The organism is Rhodococcus sp. NPDC049939 (assembly GCF_040656415.1).
GTDB lineage: Bacteria > Actinomycetota > Actinomycetes > Mycobacteriales > Mycobacteriaceae > Rhodococcus_F.
Genome location: NZ_JBFAMC010000003.1, coordinates 237,132 through 254,753, shown reverse-complemented (window position 1 = coordinate 254,753; position 17,622 = coordinate 237,132). Strand labels below are relative to the sequence as shown.

Annotated in this window: 19 protein-coding genes; 11 read left to right on the top strand and 8 right to left on the bottom strand. The window is 63.1% G+C overall.

Going from position 1 to position 17,622, the window contains the following annotated elements:
* Window positions 1-26 precede the first annotated feature (26 nt).
* Window positions 27-1,064 (bottom strand): LLM class F420-dependent oxidoreductase, encoded by a 1,038-nt coding sequence (locus AB0I57_RS13450; protein ID WP_358335613.1) that lies wholly within the window; start codon window positions 1,062-1,064, stop codon window positions 27-29.
* Between the two features lie 73 nt (window positions 1,065-1,137).
* On the opposite strand from AB0I57_RS13450, the gene AB0I57_RS13445 reads away from it, so the two are divergent.
* The 5 genes from AB0I57_RS13445 to AB0I57_RS13425 are packed head-to-tail and all read left to right on the top strand — an operon-like array spanning window position 1,138 to window position 5,709.
* Window positions 1,138-2,124: an OB-fold domain-containing protein gene (locus tag AB0I57_RS13445; protein ID WP_358335610.1), complete on the top strand. Its 987-nt coding sequence runs from the start codon at window positions 1,138-1,140 to the stop codon at window positions 2,122-2,124.
* Between the two features lie 12 nt (window positions 2,125-2,136).
* Window positions 2,137-3,201, top strand: a complete 1,065-nt coding sequence (locus AB0I57_RS13440) for a thiolase domain-containing protein (protein WP_358335608.1) — start codon at window positions 2,137-2,139, stop codon at window positions 3,199-3,201.
* Complete coding sequence (locus tag AB0I57_RS13435; protein ID WP_358335605.1) at window positions 3,201-4,406, top strand: thiolase domain-containing protein; 1,206 nt, start codon at window positions 3,201-3,203, stop codon at window positions 4,404-4,406. Before AB0I57_RS13440 ends, AB0I57_RS13435 begins: the two co-directional genes overlap by 1 nt.
* Before the next feature lie 14 nt (window positions 4,407-4,420).
* Window positions 4,421-5,284 carry a TIGR03619 family F420-dependent LLM class oxidoreductase gene (locus AB0I57_RS13430; protein ID WP_358335602.1) on the top strand — a complete coding sequence of 288 codons (864 nt, stop codon included), beginning with the start codon at window positions 4,421-4,423 and terminating at the stop codon, window positions 5,282-5,284.
* 11 nt (window positions 5,285-5,295) lie between these two features.
* The gene (locus tag AB0I57_RS13425) at window positions 5,296-5,709 is read left to right on the top strand and encodes a nuclear transport factor 2 family protein (protein WP_358335599.1); all 414 of its coding nucleotides are present in this window, start codon (window positions 5,296-5,298) and stop codon (window positions 5,707-5,709) included.
* A 109-nt stretch (window positions 5,710-5,818) separates the two neighbouring features.
* Here AB0I57_RS13425 and AB0I57_RS13420 read toward each other — a convergent pair whose 3' ends face one another.
* Entirely contained in the window at window positions 5,819-7,078 is a 1,260-nt protein-coding gene (locus AB0I57_RS13420) for a cytochrome P450 (RefSeq protein ID WP_358335597.1), read from the bottom strand.
* A 163-nt stretch (window positions 7,079-7,241) separates the two neighbouring features.
* Between AB0I57_RS13420 and AB0I57_RS13415 the strand changes: the two genes are divergently transcribed.
* From AB0I57_RS13415 to AB0I57_RS13400, 4 genes are all read left to right on the top strand, one after another.
* The gene (locus AB0I57_RS13415; protein WP_358335594.1) at window positions 7,242-8,405 is read left to right on the top strand and encodes a steroid 3-ketoacyl-CoA thiolase; all 1,164 of its coding nucleotides are present in this window, start codon (window positions 7,242-7,244) and stop codon (window positions 8,403-8,405) included.
* A 10-nt stretch (window positions 8,406-8,415) separates the two neighbouring features.
* Window positions 8,416-8,907 (top strand): nitroreductase family deazaflavin-dependent oxidoreductase, encoded by a 492-nt coding sequence (locus AB0I57_RS13410; RefSeq protein WP_358335591.1) that lies wholly within the window; start codon window positions 8,416-8,418, stop codon window positions 8,905-8,907.
* Window positions 8,908-9,008: 101 nt separating this feature from the next.
* Window positions 9,009-9,674, top strand: coding sequence for a GNAT family N-acetyltransferase (locus tag AB0I57_RS13405; RefSeq protein WP_358335588.1), 666 nt, complete (start codon window positions 9,009-9,011; stop codon window positions 9,672-9,674).
* Window positions 9,675-9,773: 99 nt separating this feature from the next.
* Window positions 9,774-10,436 (top strand): class I SAM-dependent methyltransferase, encoded by a 663-nt coding sequence (locus AB0I57_RS13400; protein ID WP_358335586.1) that lies wholly within the window; start codon window positions 9,774-9,776, stop codon window positions 10,434-10,436.
* Here the strand turns inward: AB0I57_RS13400 and AB0I57_RS13395 are convergent.
* From AB0I57_RS13395 to AB0I57_RS13375, 5 genes are all read right to left on the bottom strand, one after another.
* On the bottom strand, window positions 10,412-11,500 hold the full coding sequence (locus tag AB0I57_RS13395; RefSeq protein ID WP_358335584.1) for a prenyltransferase: 1,089 nt from the start codon (window positions 11,498-11,500) through the stop codon (window positions 10,412-10,414). The two genes, AB0I57_RS13400 and AB0I57_RS13395, sit on opposite strands and share 25 nt — an antisense overlap.
* Window positions 11,497-12,237, bottom strand: coding sequence for a class I SAM-dependent methyltransferase (locus AB0I57_RS13390; protein ID WP_358335581.1), 741 nt, complete (start codon window positions 12,235-12,237; stop codon window positions 11,497-11,499). The genes AB0I57_RS13395 and AB0I57_RS13390 overlap by 4 nt, the downstream gene beginning before the upstream one ends.
* Window positions 12,231-13,478 (bottom strand): glycosyltransferase family 4 protein, encoded by a 1,248-nt coding sequence (locus AB0I57_RS13385; RefSeq protein WP_358335578.1) that lies wholly within the window; start codon window positions 13,476-13,478, stop codon window positions 12,231-12,233. Before AB0I57_RS13385 ends, AB0I57_RS13390 begins: the two co-directional genes overlap by 7 nt.
* Before the next feature lie 88 nt (window positions 13,479-13,566).
* Window positions 13,567-14,430 (bottom strand): TIGR03619 family F420-dependent LLM class oxidoreductase, encoded by an 864-nt coding sequence (locus AB0I57_RS13380; protein ID WP_358335575.1) that lies wholly within the window; start codon window positions 14,428-14,430, stop codon window positions 13,567-13,569.
* Window positions 14,431-14,607: 177 nt separating this feature from the next.
* Entirely contained in the window at window positions 14,608-15,522 is a 915-nt protein-coding gene (locus AB0I57_RS13375) for an SDR family oxidoreductase (protein WP_358335573.1), read from the bottom strand.
* A gap of 113 nt (window positions 15,523-15,635) precedes the next feature.
* On the opposite strand from AB0I57_RS13375, the gene AB0I57_RS13370 reads away from it, so the two are divergent.
* Window positions 15,636-16,238, top strand: coding sequence for a transposase (locus tag AB0I57_RS13370; protein WP_358335571.1), 603 nt, complete (start codon window positions 15,636-15,638; stop codon window positions 16,236-16,238).
* Between the two features lie 36 nt (window positions 16,239-16,274).
* Entirely contained in the window at window positions 16,275-16,844 is a 570-nt protein-coding gene (locus AB0I57_RS13365; protein WP_358335568.1) for a transposase, read from the top strand.
* On the opposite strand, the gene AB0I57_RS13360 is transcribed toward AB0I57_RS13365, so the two are convergent.
* The gene (locus tag AB0I57_RS13360; protein ID WP_358335566.1) at window positions 16,825-17,601 is read right to left on the bottom strand and encodes an SDR family oxidoreductase; all 777 of its coding nucleotides are present in this window, start codon (window positions 17,599-17,601) and stop codon (window positions 16,825-16,827) included. The genes AB0I57_RS13365 and AB0I57_RS13360 overlap by 20 nt on opposite strands.
* Window positions 17,602-17,622 lie beyond the last annotated feature (21 nt).

The following is a 17,622-nucleotide window of genomic DNA, read 5'->3' as shown; positions in this document are numbered from 1 at the left end:
CTGGTGATCACCGGCGGTGCGAGGGGTCAGCCGAGAACAGCCGACGACAGCTGCCGGACGTGGTCGGCGTCGTGGCAGGTGACGAGAAGCATGGTGACCCCGGCGTCGGCCCAGCGCTTCACGTCGGCGCGGACTTCGTCGAGATTGCCGATGATCATGGTCTCGGTGACCATTTCGTCCGGAACGACGGCGGCGGCTTCTTCCTTGCGGCCGGCGCGGAAGAGCCGGCCGATTTCCTCGACCTGTTCGCCATAACCCATGCGTGTGTAGACCTGCGCGTGGAAGTTGAGTTCGGGGGCGCCCATCCCACCCACGTAGAGAGCGGTGATGGGCTTGAGTCCGGCCACGGCGGCGGCGCGGTCGTCGGTGACGATCACCTGGCAGGTGGCGGCCACTTCGAAGTCCTCCCGGCTACGACGTGCACCCGCTCGCGCGAAACCCTCGTCGAGCCACTCGTTGTACATCGGGGCCAGGCGCGGGGTGTAGTAGATGGCGAGCCAACCGTCGGCGATCTCGGCGGTCAGGGCCACGTTCTTGGGACCTTCTGCACCGAGCCAGATCGGGATATCGTCGCGTAGCGGATGGGTGATCGGCTTCAGGGGCTTACCCAGGCCGGTGCTACCGGGGCCGGTATACGGCAGCGGGAAGTGCGGACCGTCGTTGGTCACCGGCTCCTGCCGGGCCAGTACCTTGCGGATGATCGAGACGTATTCGCGCGTGCGTGCGAGGGGTTTCTGGAACGGCTGCCCATACCACCCTTCGACCACCTGCGGCCCCGACACACCGAGCCCGAGGATGGCCCGGCCGCCGCTGAGGTGATCGAGCGTGAGTGCGTGCATCGCGGCACTTGTGGGCGTTCGCGCGGAGATCTGGACGACCGACGTGCCAAGTCTGACCCGTTCGGTGCTCGACCCCCACCAGGCGAGCGGGGTGAACGCGTCCGAACCCCATGATTCCGCCGCGAAGATTGCGTCGAACCCTTCTGCTTCGGCGGCGGCAATCAACTCCGGCGCGTTGGCCGGCGGTTGCGCTCCCCAGTACCCCAGTTGCAACCCGAGCTTCATCAAATGCCTCCGTCTCGTCCATCGTCAGAAGTGGCTCTTGCCACAAACACTAGAACCTGTTCTACTCGAAGTTGTGAGCCTGGGAAAGAGTGCCGTGACAGAAAAGTTCTCGAATGCACCATTGAGCGCACCGCTGAGACTTCAGTTCGACTACACGCGATCGGTGGGGCCGACGATCGGAGCCTTCGTGACTGCGCTCCGTGACCGCAGGGTCATCGGCGCCCGTGGATCGGACGGGCGCATCTACGTACCACCGCCCGAATTCGACGCGCACACAGCCGAACCCCTCACCGATTTCGTCGAGGTCTCCGATGCCGGGACCGTGGTGAGCTGGACGTGGATGCCGGAACCCTTTCCCGGTCAGCCCCTCAGCACTCCGTTCGCCTGGGCCCTGATCATGCTGGATGGCGCCGACACCTCACTCCTGCATGCGGTGGACGTCGGCTCTCCCGCCAGGATGAGGACGGGAATGAGGGTGCGCGCGAGATGGGCCGAGGAGCGTGTCGGACGCATCCAGGACATCGTGTGCTTCGAACCGGGTGAATCGACCGGAGAGCACGCGGCCGCCGGAGCCACCGAGCCGGTCACGATGATCACGACGCCAGTCGACCTCGACTACCGGCATTCGGCCTCCGCGGAGGAGAGTTTCTACCTCCGAGGCCTGAAGGAGGGGAAGCTGATCGGAGGCCGCACCGGACCTGGCGGAAAGGTGTACATCCCGCCGCGGAGCGCTAGCCCCACCGACGGCATCCCGACCAAGGAACAGGTGGAATTGCCGGACAGAGGCATTGTCACCACGTTCTGCATCGTCAACGTCCCCTTCCTCGGACAGCGGATCAAGCCCCCGTACGTGGCCGCCTACGTGCTGCTCGACGGTGCGGACATCGCGTTCTTGCACCTGATCCTCGAGTGCGACGCCGCAGACGTTCGGATGGGCATGCGCGTGGAAGCCAAGTGGAAACCTCGCGAGGAGTGGGGCTACACCCTAGAAAACATCGAATACTTCAGGCCGACGGGCGAGCCCGACGCCGACTACGAAACCTTCAAACACCACCTGTAGGGGCGCGACACAATGACAGATATCGCAGTCGTCGGATTCGCGCACGCACCGCACGTGCGCGAGACCACCGGCACCACCAACGGCGTCGAGATGCTGGTCCCCTGTTTCCAGAAGCTCTACGAAGAACTCGGAATCACGAAGTCCGACATCGGGTTCTGGTGCTCTGGATCATCGGACTACCTGGCAGGCAGAGCATTCTCGTTCATCTCCGCCGTCGATTCCATCGGCGCGGTGCCACCGATCAACGAATCGCACGTCGAGATGGATGCCGCATGGGCCCTCTACGAGGCCTGGATCAAGATCATGACCGGCGAGGTCGATACCGCGCTGGTCTACGGCTTCGGAAAGTCCTCGGCGGGCAACCTTCGCAGGACCCTGTCGATGCAACTCGACCCCTATCTGGTGACGCCACTCGGACTCGACTCGGTGTCCATCGCCGGACTACAAGCCCGACTCGGACTCGAGTCGGGTAAATGGACGGCCGAAGACATGGCCGCGGTGGCCGTACGAAGCAGGGCGGCCGCAGAGACGAATCCGAACACACAATTGTCGGGACAGGTGGATATCGAAACTCTGCTCGCCACCCCTTTCCTTGCCGACCCCCTTCGCGCGCACGACTGTGCACCGATTACGGACGGGGCGGCAGCGATCGTGCTCGCATCGGGCGATCGCGCCCGGCAACTTTGCGAGCGTCCGGCGTGGATCACCGGGATCGACCACCGGATCGACTCCCCCAATTTCGGGGCCCGCGACCTCACGGTCTCACCGTCGACGGCCACTGCCGCGCGAGCCGCGACAGGAGGCGACCTCGGCGGCTTCGACGTCGCGGAACTACACGGACCCTTCACCCATCAGGAACTGATCTTGCGTGAGGCAATCGGACTCACCGATGCGACGACGATCAACCCGTCGGGTGGCCCACTGAGTGGGAATCCGATGTTCGCCGCAGGTCTCGAACGCATAGGTTACGCAGCCAAGGCCATCATGGACGGCGACGCCGGACGAGCGTTGGCGCACGCTACCAGTGGCGCTGTGCTGCAGCAGAATTTGGTCGCAGTCTTGGAGGGGCGGAACTGATGTCCGACAACACTACTTCTCGTCCGGCCCGAAAAGGGCAATTGGCCGCGGTGCTCGGCACCGGTCAGACCCGCTATGTGGCGAAGCGCCAGGACGTATCCATGTCCGGTCTCGTACGTGAAGCGATCGACCGCGCAATGGAGGATGCGCGGGTTGGCTGGGACGACATCGACGCCGTGGTGATCGGCAAGGCTCCCGATCTGTTCGAGGGTTCGATGATGCCCGAACTCGCGATGTCCGACGCTCTGGGCGCGAACGGCAAACCTCTCCTGCGCGTGCACACGGCGGGCTCGGTGGGTGGATCGACGGCGGTCGTCGCGTCCAGCCTCGTCAAGGCCGGTGTGCACAAGCGCGTACTGACGGCGGCCTGGGAGAAACAGTCCGAGTCGAATGCTATGTGGGCGTTGTCGATTCCCATCCCGTTCAACATGCCGGTAGGTGCCGGCGCGGGTGGATACTTCGCACCACACGTCCGCTCGTACATCCGACGCTCCGGCGCGCCCGAACACATCGGCGCGATGGTGGCGGTGAAAGACCGACTCAACGGCAGCCTCAACCCCTATGCCCACCTGCAGCAACCCGACATCACCTTTGAATCCGTACAGGCCTCACAGATGTTGTGGGACCCGATCCGCTACGACGAGACCTGCCCGTCATCGGACGGTGCCTGTGCGATGGTGATCGGCAACGAGGAGGCCGCGTCGGAGGTGACGGCACAGGGCCGGGAAGTCGCATGGATCCACGCCACCGCACTGCGCACCGAGCCCACCACGTTCGCTGGACGCGACCAGGTAAATCCACAGGCAGGCCGTGACGCCGCCGCCGCACTGTGGAAGGACGCAGGCATCGTTGATCCGCTCGAGGAAATCGACGCAGCCGAAATCTACGTCCCCTTTTCCTGGTTCGAGCCGATGTGGCTCGAGAACCTCGGCTTCATGCCGGAGGGAGAAGGCTGGAAGCTGACCGAGGCAGGCGAAACAGCCATTGGTGGCAGACTTCCGGTCAACCCATCCGGTGGTGTCCTGTCGTCCAACCCCATCGGTGCGTCGGGCATGATTCGCTTCGCCGAAGCGGCGATGCAGGTGATGCACCGCGCCGGGGATCATCAGGTTAAGAACGCACGCAAAGCCTTCGGTCATGCCTATGGCGGCGGTTCGCAGTACTTCTCGATGTGGGTGGTCGGCTCCGACCGGCCGAACAACTAACAGGGGGTACGAACATGAAGTTCACGGTTGGCATCGCCATGAATCCCCTCGATCAGTTGCCTGCTCTGGTGCAAACTGCCGAGGAATGCGGTTACTCGTCGATCGCGCTGCCCGACTCGCTGTTCTTCATGGAGAAGCAGAGCGCCGCCTACCCTTACACCCCCGATGGCTCTCGAATGTGGAACGAGGAAACCCCGTGGGTTGATCCACTGATCGCGGCGGCGGCGCTAGGTGCGGTGACGTCGAAGATCAGGTTCTACACTCAGGTACTCAAGTTGGGGTCGCGCAACCCGGTCCTCCTGGCGCGCCAGGTGGGGTCGGTGGCCAACCTCATCGGCAATCGCTTCGGATTTGGCGTCGGAATCGGCTGGGCACCTGAAGAATTTGAGTGGTGCGGAGTGCCTTACAAGAACCGAGGGGCCCGCGTCGACGAAATGATCGAAGTCATCAAACTGATCCTCGACGGCGGAATGGTCGAGTATCACGGTGAGTTCTTCGACTTCGATCGCTTGCAGATGAGTCCTGCGCCGACCAGTCCGGTGCCGTTCTACGTCGGCGGGCACACGGACGTGGCACTGCGCAGGGCCGCCCGCGTCGGCGATGGATGGACGTCCGCGATGATCAAGTTCGACGATCTCGTTCAGATCATTTCCCGCCTGGGCGAGCTTCGTGAGAAGTACGGTCGAGCCGGCCAACCCTTCGAGATCCAGGCCGTCTGCGTAGACCGTTTCGGTAAGGACGGTTATTCGCAACTAGCCGATGCCGGGGTGACCGACACGATCGTCGTCCCCTGGATCTTCGACGGCATCGGCTTCGACGGCCCACTGGAGGCCAAGCAGGAATCGCTACGAAAGTTCGCCGACAAGTACATCGAATAGGGGGTGTGGAAATGACGACTACCGACCATCCCGCTCGTCTCGCGGGACAGGCTTCCCGAGAGGCGGCCGCAGGCAAGCGCAAGGCGGAATGGCTGGCGCTCTTCGCCGAGGACGCGTGCGTGGAAGATCCTGTAGGCCCTTCCGCTTTCGACCCGGAGGGTAAGGGGCACCACGGTATCGAGGCGATCTCCCGGTTCTACGATCTGACGATCGGGACCACGGAGTCACTCGAATTTCTCATCGATGATTCGCTGGTGTGCGGAAACGAGAACGTGAACATCGGAACGGTCCGATCCACGATCGCAGGCGCGCAGATCGACGCCGAGGGCGTGTTCATCTATCGGGTGAACGAGGACGGAAAGATCATCTCCCTGCGTGCGTTCTGGGAGGTTGACCGGGCAATGAAGACGCTGCGCCAAGTGTGAGGCAGCCAAGTCGACGAACAGTCACGTTCGATGACGGTGCAAGTACGGCCCCGATCCTGGCAGGATCGGGGCCGTACTCGATTGTGGTGTCAGTGAGCGAATCGCGGTGTCAGTGAGCGACCGGGCAACCACCCGAACCGGTCTTGTAGTCGACCTGAAACTCCTTGATTCCGTTGAGCCATCCGGACCGCAGTCGTCGCGGATCGCCCAGTTTACTGATGTCGGGCAGATGATCAGCGATCGCATTGAAGATCAAGTCGATCTCGAGCCGGGCAAGATTCGCCCCCACGCAGTAGTGCGCACCAGTCCCGCCGAAGCCGACATGCTGGTTGTCTTCCCGCATGATGTCGAACTTCTCGGGATGATCGAAGGCGTCTTCGTCGAAGTTGGCGGAGCCGTACAGCATGAGGACCCGTTGCCCCTTCTTGATCTGCACTCCCCCGAGTTCGTAGTCCTCGAGGGCGGTCCGCTGGAACGAGGTAACCGGGGTGGCCCACCGGACGATCTCGTCGGCGGCGGTGGCCGGACGCTCTTTCTTGTACAGCTCCCACTGTTCGGGGTTGTCGAGGAAGGCGATCATGCCGTGCGTGATGGCATTGCGCGTGGTCTCGTTACCCGCCACGGCGAGCAGAATGACGAAGAACCCGAACTCCTCCGGAGAAAGTTCGTTTCCATCTATGTCCGCCTCGATCAGTGTCGTGACGATGTCGTCCGCCGGGCACTTCTTGCGTGCTTCGGCCATCTGATAGGCATAGCCGAGAATTTCCATCGAGGCTGCCTGCGGATCGATATCCAATTCGGGATCGTCGTACCCCGTCATCTGATTCGACCAGTCAAAGACCTTGAGACGATCCTCTTGCGGAACACCCAACAGTTCCGCAATCGCCTGCAGCGGAAGCTCACATGCCACCTGCGTGACGAAGTCGCCGGCCCCCGCCTCCGCCGCTGCCTTCACGATCTTCTCCGCGCGCTCGGTGAGTTCTTCGCGCAGGCTGTTGATCGCTCGGGGGGTGAAACCGCGGGAGATGAGCTTGCGGAGCTTGGTGTGCTCCGGTGCGTCCTTGTTGATAAGGATATGGTCACGCTGCATATCGATGGCTTCGCGCTCAATGTCGTCGGCGAAGCGGACGATCACGGTGTTCTCGTTCGACGAGAAGACGTCGCTGCGCCGCGACACCTCCTTGACATCCTCGAGCTTGCTCACGACCCAGAAGCCGTCGTCATGAAATCCGCCGATCTCCGGCGGCTGCGGGTTCCACCAAATCGGCGCGGTCTTTCGCAGCTCAGCGAATTCCTTGTAGGGAATACGCTCTGCGTAGATGTCCGGATCCGTGAAGTCGAAACCCTCTGGAAGATTGGGCTGCGCCACTGCTGTCTCCTGCCCTGAAGCCATACACACTCAAGTAATATGGAACACGTTCTAATAGCATTGAATCACAAGCTAGGCGACTAGCAAAGGGAACGTCATTCAGACCTTGCAAGTGCGACTGAACCTGTTCTAGTTTCTGAGAACAAGGAAAGGAGCCCTGCCAGTGGGCACACCAGTAATCGTCGAGGCTGTACGCACCCCGATCGGAAAGCGCGGCGGGTGGCTGTCCGGATTGCACGCTGCCGAGATCCTAGGCGCGGCCCAACGCGGAATCCTCGACCGCTCCGGGGTCGACCCCTCAGCGGTGGAGCAGGTGATCGGTGGCTGCGTCACCCAGGCCGGTGCGCAATCGAACAACATCACCCGCACCGCATGGCTGCATGCCGGCTTGCCCTGGCAGGTCGGCGCGACCACGATCGACTGCCAGTGCGGTTCGGCGCAGCAAGCCAACCACCTGGTGGCCGGCCTGATCGCCACGGACGCAATCGACATCGGAATCGCATGTGGCATAGAAGCGATGAGCCAGGTACCGCTCGGCGCGAACGTCGGGGAGAACGCCGGGCCGCGTCGGCCCGCCGACTGGGACATCGACCTGCCCAATCAGTTCGAAGCCGCCGAACGCATCGCTCGTCGCCGAGGGATTACCCGTGCAGACGTCGAGGCGTTCGGAGTGCGGTCGCAGGGCCTCGCCAAGCAGGCTTGGGACGAGGGCCGATTCGACCGCGAGGTCCTGAAGGTGACCGCACCGGTCGTGGACAAGGAAGGCAACCACACCGGCGAGACACGGGTTGTCGATCGCGATCAGGGTCTTCGCGACACCACAGCGGAGTCACTGGCGAGACTGGCGCCGGTTCTCGACGGTGGCATCCACACTGCAGGAACCTCGTCACAGATCTCCGACGGAGCGGCGGCGGTCATGTTGATGGATGAGGACAAGGCACGGAAGCTCGGGCTGAAGCCGAGGGCGCGGATCGTATCCCAGGCCCTCGTCGGATCGGAAACGGAGTTCCACCTCGATGGACCGGTCCAGGCGACCGCGCGAGTTCTCGAACGCAGCGGGATGAAGATCGGCGACCTCGACCTGTTCGAGGTGAACGAAGCGTTCGCCTCGGTGCCCCTGTCGTGGGCGTCGGTACACGACCCTGACATGAGCAAGGTCAACGTCAACGGCGGCGCGCTCGCACTGGGACATCCCGTGGGTAGCACCGGGTCTCGACTCATCACTACCGCGTTGCACGAGCTCGAGCGCACCGACGGGTCGACAGCGCTGATCACGATGTGCGCAGGCGGAGCACTTGCGACCGGCACCATCATCGAGAGGGTCTAGGCTGACGACCGTGGAATCCCCGACTCGCGCAGCCCGCAGACCGTTCGTCCTGAACCCGAAGTGGTCGGGCACCCTCATCAAGTGGATGTCGAAGATCAACGTCGCGCTGTACCTGCGAACCGGCGGACGGCTGGGTACCAAATTTCGGTTCGGCAGCGCCTTCCCCCGCGGGCTGCCCGTCTGTCTCCTCACCACGACCGGCCGCAAGAGCGGTGAGCCGCGGCTCAGTCCCTTGTTGTTCCTCGAGGACGGCGACCGCATAGTCCTCGTCGCCTCACAGGGTGGTTCGCCGAAGCACCCGATGTGGTTTCTCAACCTTCGCGCGAACCCTGAGGTAACCATCCAGGTGCGATCACAGGTTCGTCCGATGACCGCACGCGTCGCGGCACCGGATGAACGCGCTCGCCTGTGGCCGCAACTGGTCGACATGTACCCCGAGTTCGACAGCTACCAGTCCTGGACGGACCGCACGATTCCAGTGGTCATCTGCGATCCTCGCTAGATCTTAGGTACCGCCGAGTAAGGGGTGCCGCGGCCGCGAACATCTTGCAGTATGGACACATACGCAACTTGCACCACGGCCGAGCGCGAGGAATTTCAATCATGAGTACCGAAGTTCAGGATCGAGCACACGATCGTCGAGAGCTCACCGCGGCGCTGCTGCGCGCGTTCGAGCTGCGCCACGAAGTTCTCGACGCAGTAGTCGACAGCGAGGACCACGCCGAGGCTGTAGCGAGTGTCGCCGGATTGCTCGACACGTCCGAGGCTTACGCCGAAGCCGTCCTCAATCTGACGTTCCGCCGCCTGACCAAGGTCGAACGACGCCGCACCCAGTCAGAACTCGACGACCTCGACTCCACGCTGGAATGGACGGCAGCCGAGCGACCCGCAAGTACGGGCCGGCAAGTCCGCCTACGTCCGTTCTCAGGGAGCGAGGCGGACACCGCGCTGTTCCGGCGCCGCTGCGCCGAGCAGGTCGACGACGTGGGTGCCCAGTGGTCCGAGGATCGAATCGAGAAGGAGCGCACAGCGGGATTGGGCCGTGTCGATGATGAGTCGGCGGCGTGGTTCGTCTGCGAGGACACCGCGGAGAACAGAGGTGTGGGACTGGTTTTCGGGGAACTGACCGGGCATGAGGTGGACGTCGCCATCTGGATCGACCCCGACTTCCGGAAGAAGGGCTACGGTACCGCAGCGGTGAAACACAGTCGTCGAGAGTTCGCGGCCGAGTTTCCGGGAACCGTCCTCGTCGTCCGCGCTCCCGCCTGACCCCGATCTCGCCCTACTGCAGTCGCCGTCTCGGGGGACGCCTCGACTCGATGACGAACTCGCGCGCGGGCACCGTACAAAGAATCGAGAGCACTAGCTGTGAGTACGGAACACCTGACGCGTGAACTGCTCGAACTCGCCGACGCAACCCCGGGCTTCATGCCAGAGGACGAAGGCATCGCTCTACACCGGGCCGCGACGCAGTACCTGGGCGAGGGCGACACAGGCATCGAGATCGGTACGTATTGCGGCCGCTCAACGCTGTATCTCGCGGCCGCAGCGAAGGCTCGTGGTGCCCGAATTGTCACGATCGACCACCATCACGGATCCGAGGAACACCAGCCTGGCTGGGAATACCACGATCCTGCCTTGGTCGACCCGCACACAGGTCTACTCGACACCGTGGGCCGGTTCCGGCACACCATGGCTGATTCAGGTCTCGAGGAGTACGTGGTCGCGATCCTCGGGAGATCGTCTACGGTATCGGCCCTGTGGCATCACCCCGTCGGCTTCGTATTCATCGACGGCGGGCACACGTCGGAAGCCGCGTCTGCAGATCTCGAGGGTTGGGCACCATGGGTCCAAGTCGGTGGCGCCCTGCTGATCCACGACGTATTTCCGGACCCTGCAGACGGCGGGCGCCCTCCGTTCGAGATCTACGAACAAGCTTTGGCAACAGGTCAATTCAAAGAAGTCTCAGTTACCGGTTCGTTGCGAGTTCTCGAACGAGTCGAGGGTCAGACGGGTGAGCCGCTGATCTGACAGTGGTCGCCACAGCGGTCCGACCCCACCGGTAGTCCCACGGGCACCGCGGCGTCACGAAAGATTCCGTGCCCGGGCGTGGCGCGAGAGAGAGCATCTGCGGCAAGGATCATCACGCCGGCCGTCCACGTGGTTCGCTCCACTGGCCATCGTTTGCCGTCGCTGTAGACGAGGCCCGTCCAGTAGGAGCCATCCGGGTCGCGGAGGTGTTGCATCGCGGCGAACTGCTCGAGTGCCCGAGAATGTTCTCCCATCGCGTCGAGCGCCAACACCAACTCGCACGTTTCGGCCCCCGTCACCCAAGGACGGTGCTTCACACAGCGGATTCCGATACCCCTGACGACGAATTCGTCCCATCGAGACTCGATGCGAACCCATGCCGCCTCACCACGTACCGCTCCGCCGAGGATCGGATAGTACCAGTCCATCGAGTACTCGGCCTTGATGGCGAACGACTCTGGATGCCGCCTGATCGCATGGCCCAGAGTGTATTTGGCGAATTCCCATTCAGGCTGTGGGTCCTCGACCAGCCGGGCCAACAGCAGTCCGCAGTGCAGGCTGTGGTGAATACTGGAGTTTCCCGTCAGAAGAGCCTCTGGGCAGTCCTGACCGTTCTCCCCTCGTGCCCAGTAGATTTCACCGCTGGAAGTCTGCATGCTGACGACGAAATCGAGCCCCGCTCGCACCGACGGCCACATTCTGTCGACGAAATCGTCATCGTCGGTGATCAAATAGTGGTGCCACACCCCCACCGCCAGATAGGCGCAGAAGTTGCTGTCGGAATCATGATTCTCGACTACCGAGCTGCGAAACTTCATCGGCCACGATCCGTCGGGTCGTTGCGTTCTCCGCGACCATTCGTACGCCCCCTCCGCCTCGTCGATCAGACCGGCGACGGTCAACGCCATGGCAGATTCGACGTGATCCCACGGATCCGTGTGCCCACCCGTAAACCAGGGCAGCGCACCAGACGACTCTTGCACTGCTGCAATGGAACTAGCTGTCTGGCTGACCTGGCTCGCCGACACCACCTTCGGGATCGACGGAACCGGCCGCCGCGTCACCGCGGCGCCCTCACCACTCTCGAGTCCCTCGGCTTCTCGAGGTAGAAAACCACACTCTTTCCGACCACCGGATTGAGGATCTTCTCGGCGGTACGCGTGATCCACGGAGCTTTCATCATGTCCCACACCAGCACTTGATGATATGCCTTCGTGAGAGGGTTGTCGTCATTATCTACGCCCACAGCACATTTGAGCCACCAGTACGGAGAATGCAGGGCGTGTGCATGATCCTGGTCCCGAACCTTCAGGCCTGCGGCCGTCAACTTCTCCGCCAAATCGTTCGCACGATAGATCCTGACGTGTCCGCCTTCCACCTCGTGGTAAGCGTCCGACAGTACCCAGCAGATCTTCTCCGGCAACCAGCGCGGGACCGTCACCGCAGCGACACCACCCGGTTTGAGGATGCGCGTCAACTCGGCAATCGCGCGGTCGTCGCTCGGCACGTGTTCGAGGACTTCGGAGATCAGGACGACGTCGAAGCTAGCGTTCTCATAAGGCAGGTTCAGCGCGTCACCGACCTCGACACGGGCAGCGGCTCCCTTCGGAACTTCGCCGACCTCGGCCATCGCGACGAACATCTTCTCGACGTCGGCCAGCTCGTCGGCGTTCTGGTCGAAGGCGATGACATCGGCGCCGAGTCGATACAGCTCGAATGAATGTCGGCCTGCACCCGCTCCGATGTCGATCACCTTGTCGCCGGGCCTGACACCGAGGCGGGCGAAGTCCACTGTCAGCACGATCGATCTCCTTCACGAGCCTGCGCAATCGCGCCGACATATGTCTGCGCCGTCATCGCCGCCACAGCCGCCCAGCTATAGCGCTCCAGCACTCGCCGACGGCCTGCCGCCCCTAGTTCCGATCTGCGCTGCGGGTCGTCGAGCAAAGCACCGAGCACATCCGCGAGTTCCTGCGGGTCACCCGGCGTGACCAGGATACCGGCGTTCCCGTCAGTACCCACTACCTCGGGAATCGCCCCAGCACGGCTTGCCACCAACGGAGTGCCGCACGCCATCGCCTCGACGGCGGGCAGCGAAAAGCCCTCGTACAAAGAGGGGACGCACGCAACATCTGCCGAGGCCAGCAACGCGGCTAATTCCGTGTCGTCTATGCCGGACACAGTGCGGACAAGATCGCCGATGGCCAATTCCTCGATCAGCTTGGCAGTGGGCCCCTCAGGCGTGAGCTTGGCGACCAGCACGAGTTCGACGGCGCGTTCGGTGTGTACCTTCGCGACCGCTTCGAGGAGCGTCGATACTCCTTTCAGCGGCATATCGGCGCTGGCTACACAGACCACGCGGCCCGGTACCCGTGCCGACGTCGACGGACGGAAGATCTCGGTGTCGACTCCCAAGGGGATGGTTCGCAGGTTCTCCAGTGGAACGTCGAAGGCCGCACTGATGTCCTCGGAGGATGTTTGCGAAACCGTCAACAGGGCCGGGACGGCTCGTGCCACCCGCCTCTGCATTCGCAGGAAGCCGTACCAGCGCCTCACCGCGATCTTGCGCCACCATTTGGCCGACGCGAGGTCCAATTCGCGGTCACGGGTGATCGGGTGGTGGATCGTTGCCACCACTGGCAGTCCGGCTCGTTGAATTTGCAACAGTCCGTATCCGAGACACTGATTGTCGTGCACCACGTCGAACTCGTCCGCACGGTCCCTCAATAGGCGTGCGACCCGCAGACTGAACGTGAGTGGCTCGGGGAAGCCCGCAGTCCACATCGTCACGACTTCGAGCACGTCAACGCCGTCGCGCAACTCTCGCACGTGCGGCGTCCTGAACGGATCGGGTTCGCGGTACAGGTCGAGGCTGGGCACCTTTGTCAGCGTCACGCCGGGGTCCAACCGAGGGTACGGCTGCCCCGAGAAGACCTCGACCTGATGGCCGAGTTCGACCAGTTCACGACTGAGATGACGAACGTACACACCCTGCCCGCCACAGTGGGGCTTGCTTCGATACGACAGCAGTGCAATGCGCACGGAGTTAGGCCTCTCCTCGAGCAGCTGGCAAGTAATGCTAAAACACCTTCAGGCTCGACGGCGTCCGCAGCCCATTCACCGCACTCGTTCAGCCCGCGCCTGTGGTCTCGCGCAACCCCTCGAGCTTCTCGGCCAGCCGCCCAAGGTAAGCGAGGACGTCCTCCTCACTACGATCCGGAAGCCCATAGACGACCTCGGTGACACCGAGGTCGCTCCACCGCCGCAGTTTGTCCACGTCCGGTTTGCCGTCGAGCAATACGATCCGCGGGGCGCCGTCCCGTCCCGCCTTGCGCCACATCCGTTGCAGCGTGACCACACGGGCTTCGATGTCGGGCTCGAACGGGGTGCTCATCCAACCGTCGGCTGATCTGACGATCCATCGGAAGTTTTTGTCGGTCCCCGCGGCTCCGACGAAAACGGGTGGCGTGCGGATCGGCTTGGGCCACGCCCAACTGGGGCCGAAACTCACGAACTCGCCCTCGAAGGAAGCCTCGTCCTCCGTCCAGAGGGCGCGCATCGCTTCGAGGTACTCGCGCAGCATCGTCCGTCGTCGCGCCGGCGGAACATTGTGGTGAGAAAGTTCGTCCAGATTCCATCCATATCCGACACCGACAACCACACGGCCGCCACTGAGGTGATCGAGCGAGGCGATGGTCTTGGCCAGCGCGATCGGGTCGTGTTCCACGGGAATGGCCACCGCAGTCCCCACTTCGATCCGATCGGTGACCGCCGCCGCGGTGGCGAGCGCCACCCATGGGTCGAGGGTGCGCATATAGCGATCGTCGGGCAACGAGGAGTCACCAGTCCGTGGGTGCACTGCAACGCGTTTCACTGGAATGTGAGTGTGTTCAGGCACGTAGAAGGAGTCGAATCCGTGTGCCTCCGCACCCCGCGCAGCAGAGGCAGGTCCGATACCGCGGTCACTTGCGAACAGCGAGATACCGAACTTCACGAATTCTCCTCGGCTCTAGCTATTTCCACTTTGCACATTAATTACCGAATACTTGCTACATCAATGTATTTAGATAACTATTCATGAAAGTCTTCAGGTGACCTGGTCACAAGTCGATGACGTCATCCCACCTTTTGTCGATTCTTGCGAACCCGAAGATCAGACAGATCAGACAGATCAGGCACCGTATACGGGAACCGGAGTTTCCGCCTTACCGAGTAGGTCGGCGACGACGGGTCCGATCTCCCTCGGATCCCAGCGCGCACCCTTGTCCTGGCTCGGGCCGTGCCGCCACCCCTCGGCGACGGTGATCTTCCCGCCCTCGACCTCGAACACGCGTCCACTGACGTCCTTCGATTCGGCACTGCCCAACCACACGACGAGGGGTGAGATATTCTCCGGTGCCATCGCGTCGAACCCCTCCTCTGGTGCGGCCATCGCCTTGGCCATCGCGCCACCCGCACTGACCGTCATCCGGGTGCGCGCCGCGGGCGCAATCGCATTGACCGTGACGCCATAGTTCCTCAATTCAGCCGCGGCCTGAATCGTCATCTCGGCGATACCAGCCTTGGCTGCAGCGTAATTTCCTTGTCCGATCGACCCCTGCAGTCCGGCACCGGAACTCGTATTGATGATGCGGGCGTCGACAGCGTTTCCCGCCTTCGCTTCGGCACGCCAGTATGCGGCGGCGTGTCGCAAAGTTGCGAAGTGCCCCTTCAGGTGAACTCGTACTACGGCGTCCCACTCCTGCTCGCTCATCCCCACGAGCATGCGGTCGCGAAGGAACCCGGCATTGTTGACCAGCACGTCGAGACGGCCGTAGTGGTCCAGAGCGGTCTTTACCAGGTTCTCCGCACCCGCCCAGTCCGCGACGTCGTCACCGTTGACGACGGCCTCACCGCCGGCGGCCACGATCTCGGCAACCACTTGCTCTGCAGGACTTTCGCCAGTAGCCGAGCCGTCGAGACCCGCGCCGATATCGTTGACCACAACCTTTGCCCCCTCGGCCGCGAACGCGAGGGCGTGTGCACGTCCGATGCCGCGTCCGGCGCCAGTGACTATGACGACTCGGCCGTCGACCAATCCACTCATCGAACACCGCCTGGGAAACCCCCGGCTTTCGCCGTGGGGAGGTAAGTACGGTCGGGTAATGCGTTCGACATGGCTTCTCCTTTTTGTCGGTGCGGTCGGTTAGGTTTTCGGCCGTGGATATAGAGGTGGTGCGCTACACCTACCGCCTGCGCCCGGGTGCGCGGGCGCAGAGCGCACTGCTCGCCGAGTGGCATCGGTGCCGGTTCCTGTGGAACGAGGCAGTCCACCAACACAAGTCGGGGAACAGGCCGACGTTCGGGAAGTTGTCGAAGCTCCTCACCGCGGCCCGCAGCCGGAACGCATGGCTGCGGTCTGGTTCCCAGGTAGCACAGCAACAAATGTTGCGGACCTACGGGCAGGCCCTCGACCATTCGTTCACGGTGAAGGGCCGGGGTCGACCGAAGTTCAAGGCGCGGAAGAGGGTGTTGCCGTCGCTCGAGTACACCACCCGGGGATTTTCCCTCCGTGACGGTCGACTCATCCTGCCGAAGGGTGTGACCATCCCTGTTGTCTGGTCCCGCGATCTGCCGTCCGAACCGAAGTCGGTCCGGGTGTCCCAGGACTCGCTGGGGCATTGGTACGCCTCGTTCGTGGTGTCCCGCGACAGCGTGCCCGCCCCCGACGTTGACGGCGGGATCGGTGTCGACTGGGGTGTGTCGACCACGGCCACCACCACCGACCCGGCCCACGACCTGCCCCATCTTGGGCACCGGTAGCGGTGCGCCGCCGAACTGGCCAAAGCCCAACGGAAAATGGCGAGACGACACAGCGGCAAACGTGGCCCCCAGCCGCACGGGTACCAGCGGGCGAAACGTGACGCCGCGCGCCTGCACAAGAAGGCCGCGCGGCAAACTCAGCACGACTCGCGGGTGTGGGCGAAGAAGGTCGTCGACAACCACCAGATGATCGCGGTGGAGGACTTCACCCCGAAATTCCTGGCGAAGTCCAGGATGGCCCGCAAAACGGCGGATGTCGCGATCGCTGCAGCGAAACGTGCCCTGATCGACCGTGGCAGGCGGGCTGGCCGGAAGGTGGTGTTGGTGCGGTCCGCGTACACGACGATGACGTGTTCTAGGTGCTTCGCAAGAGCCACGCAGCAACTCGGACTCGACGAACGTATTTTCTGGTGCCGATGCTGCGGGCATACCGATGGTCGGGACCGGAACGCGGCCAGAGTGATTTTGGCTGTGGCAGAACGGGGCCACACACGTGTTGACGACGTCAGACATCCGCAGCCTCCTCCAGGTCGGTTGTGTGTGCGGTCTGAGCGTGAAATCCCCCGGCGTCAGCCGCGGGGAACCGTTAATTGCTCTCCTCGGTAGTTGCCGCCGCCATGAATGCGGGGCGCTCGCCTCCACCATGAACGGTCAGACTCGATCCGCTGACATATTCCGCCATCGGTGAAGCCAGGAACACTGCACAGTTGCCCACATCATCGGGACATGCCATGCGGCGCAGCGGGATCGTCTCCTCCACCGCCGCGATGCCGCTCTCGTCCCCGTAGTGCAGATGAGCCAACTCGGTGCGTACGAGACCGACGACCACCGAGTTCACACGCACCTTCGGGGCCCATTCGACAGCCAGACTGGTGGTGAGGCTGTCGATGCCGGCCTTTGCGGCACCGTACGCGGCCGTGCCAGGCGACGGACGCGAACCGCTGACGCTCGAGATGTTGACGATGGAACCACCCGAATCTTGCTTCTGCATGACTGTATTTACGATCTGCGAGACCAGAAGGGGTGCGAGGAGGTTCAGTTCGACGATTTTGGAATGGAAATTGGGACTGGCCTCGGCAGCGAGAGCGAACGGTGATCCCCCCGCATTGTTTACCAGCACATCGAGGCGACCGTGCTGCTCGACGATTTGGTCGACGAGACCACGCACCTGGTCGGGATCGCGAATATCGCACGTGAGGAACTCGGCCGCACGCCCCTCTGCCTCCACGGGTACCTCCGCCAGCCGTCGAGCGCAGGTCACCACCGTCGCGCCCGATCGCAGAAAGGAGCGGCTGATACCCGCACCCACTCCGCGAACACCACCGGTCACGAGCACGACCGCACCGTCCAGGCCTGAAATCACGAATACCTCCGCCGCTGGGTG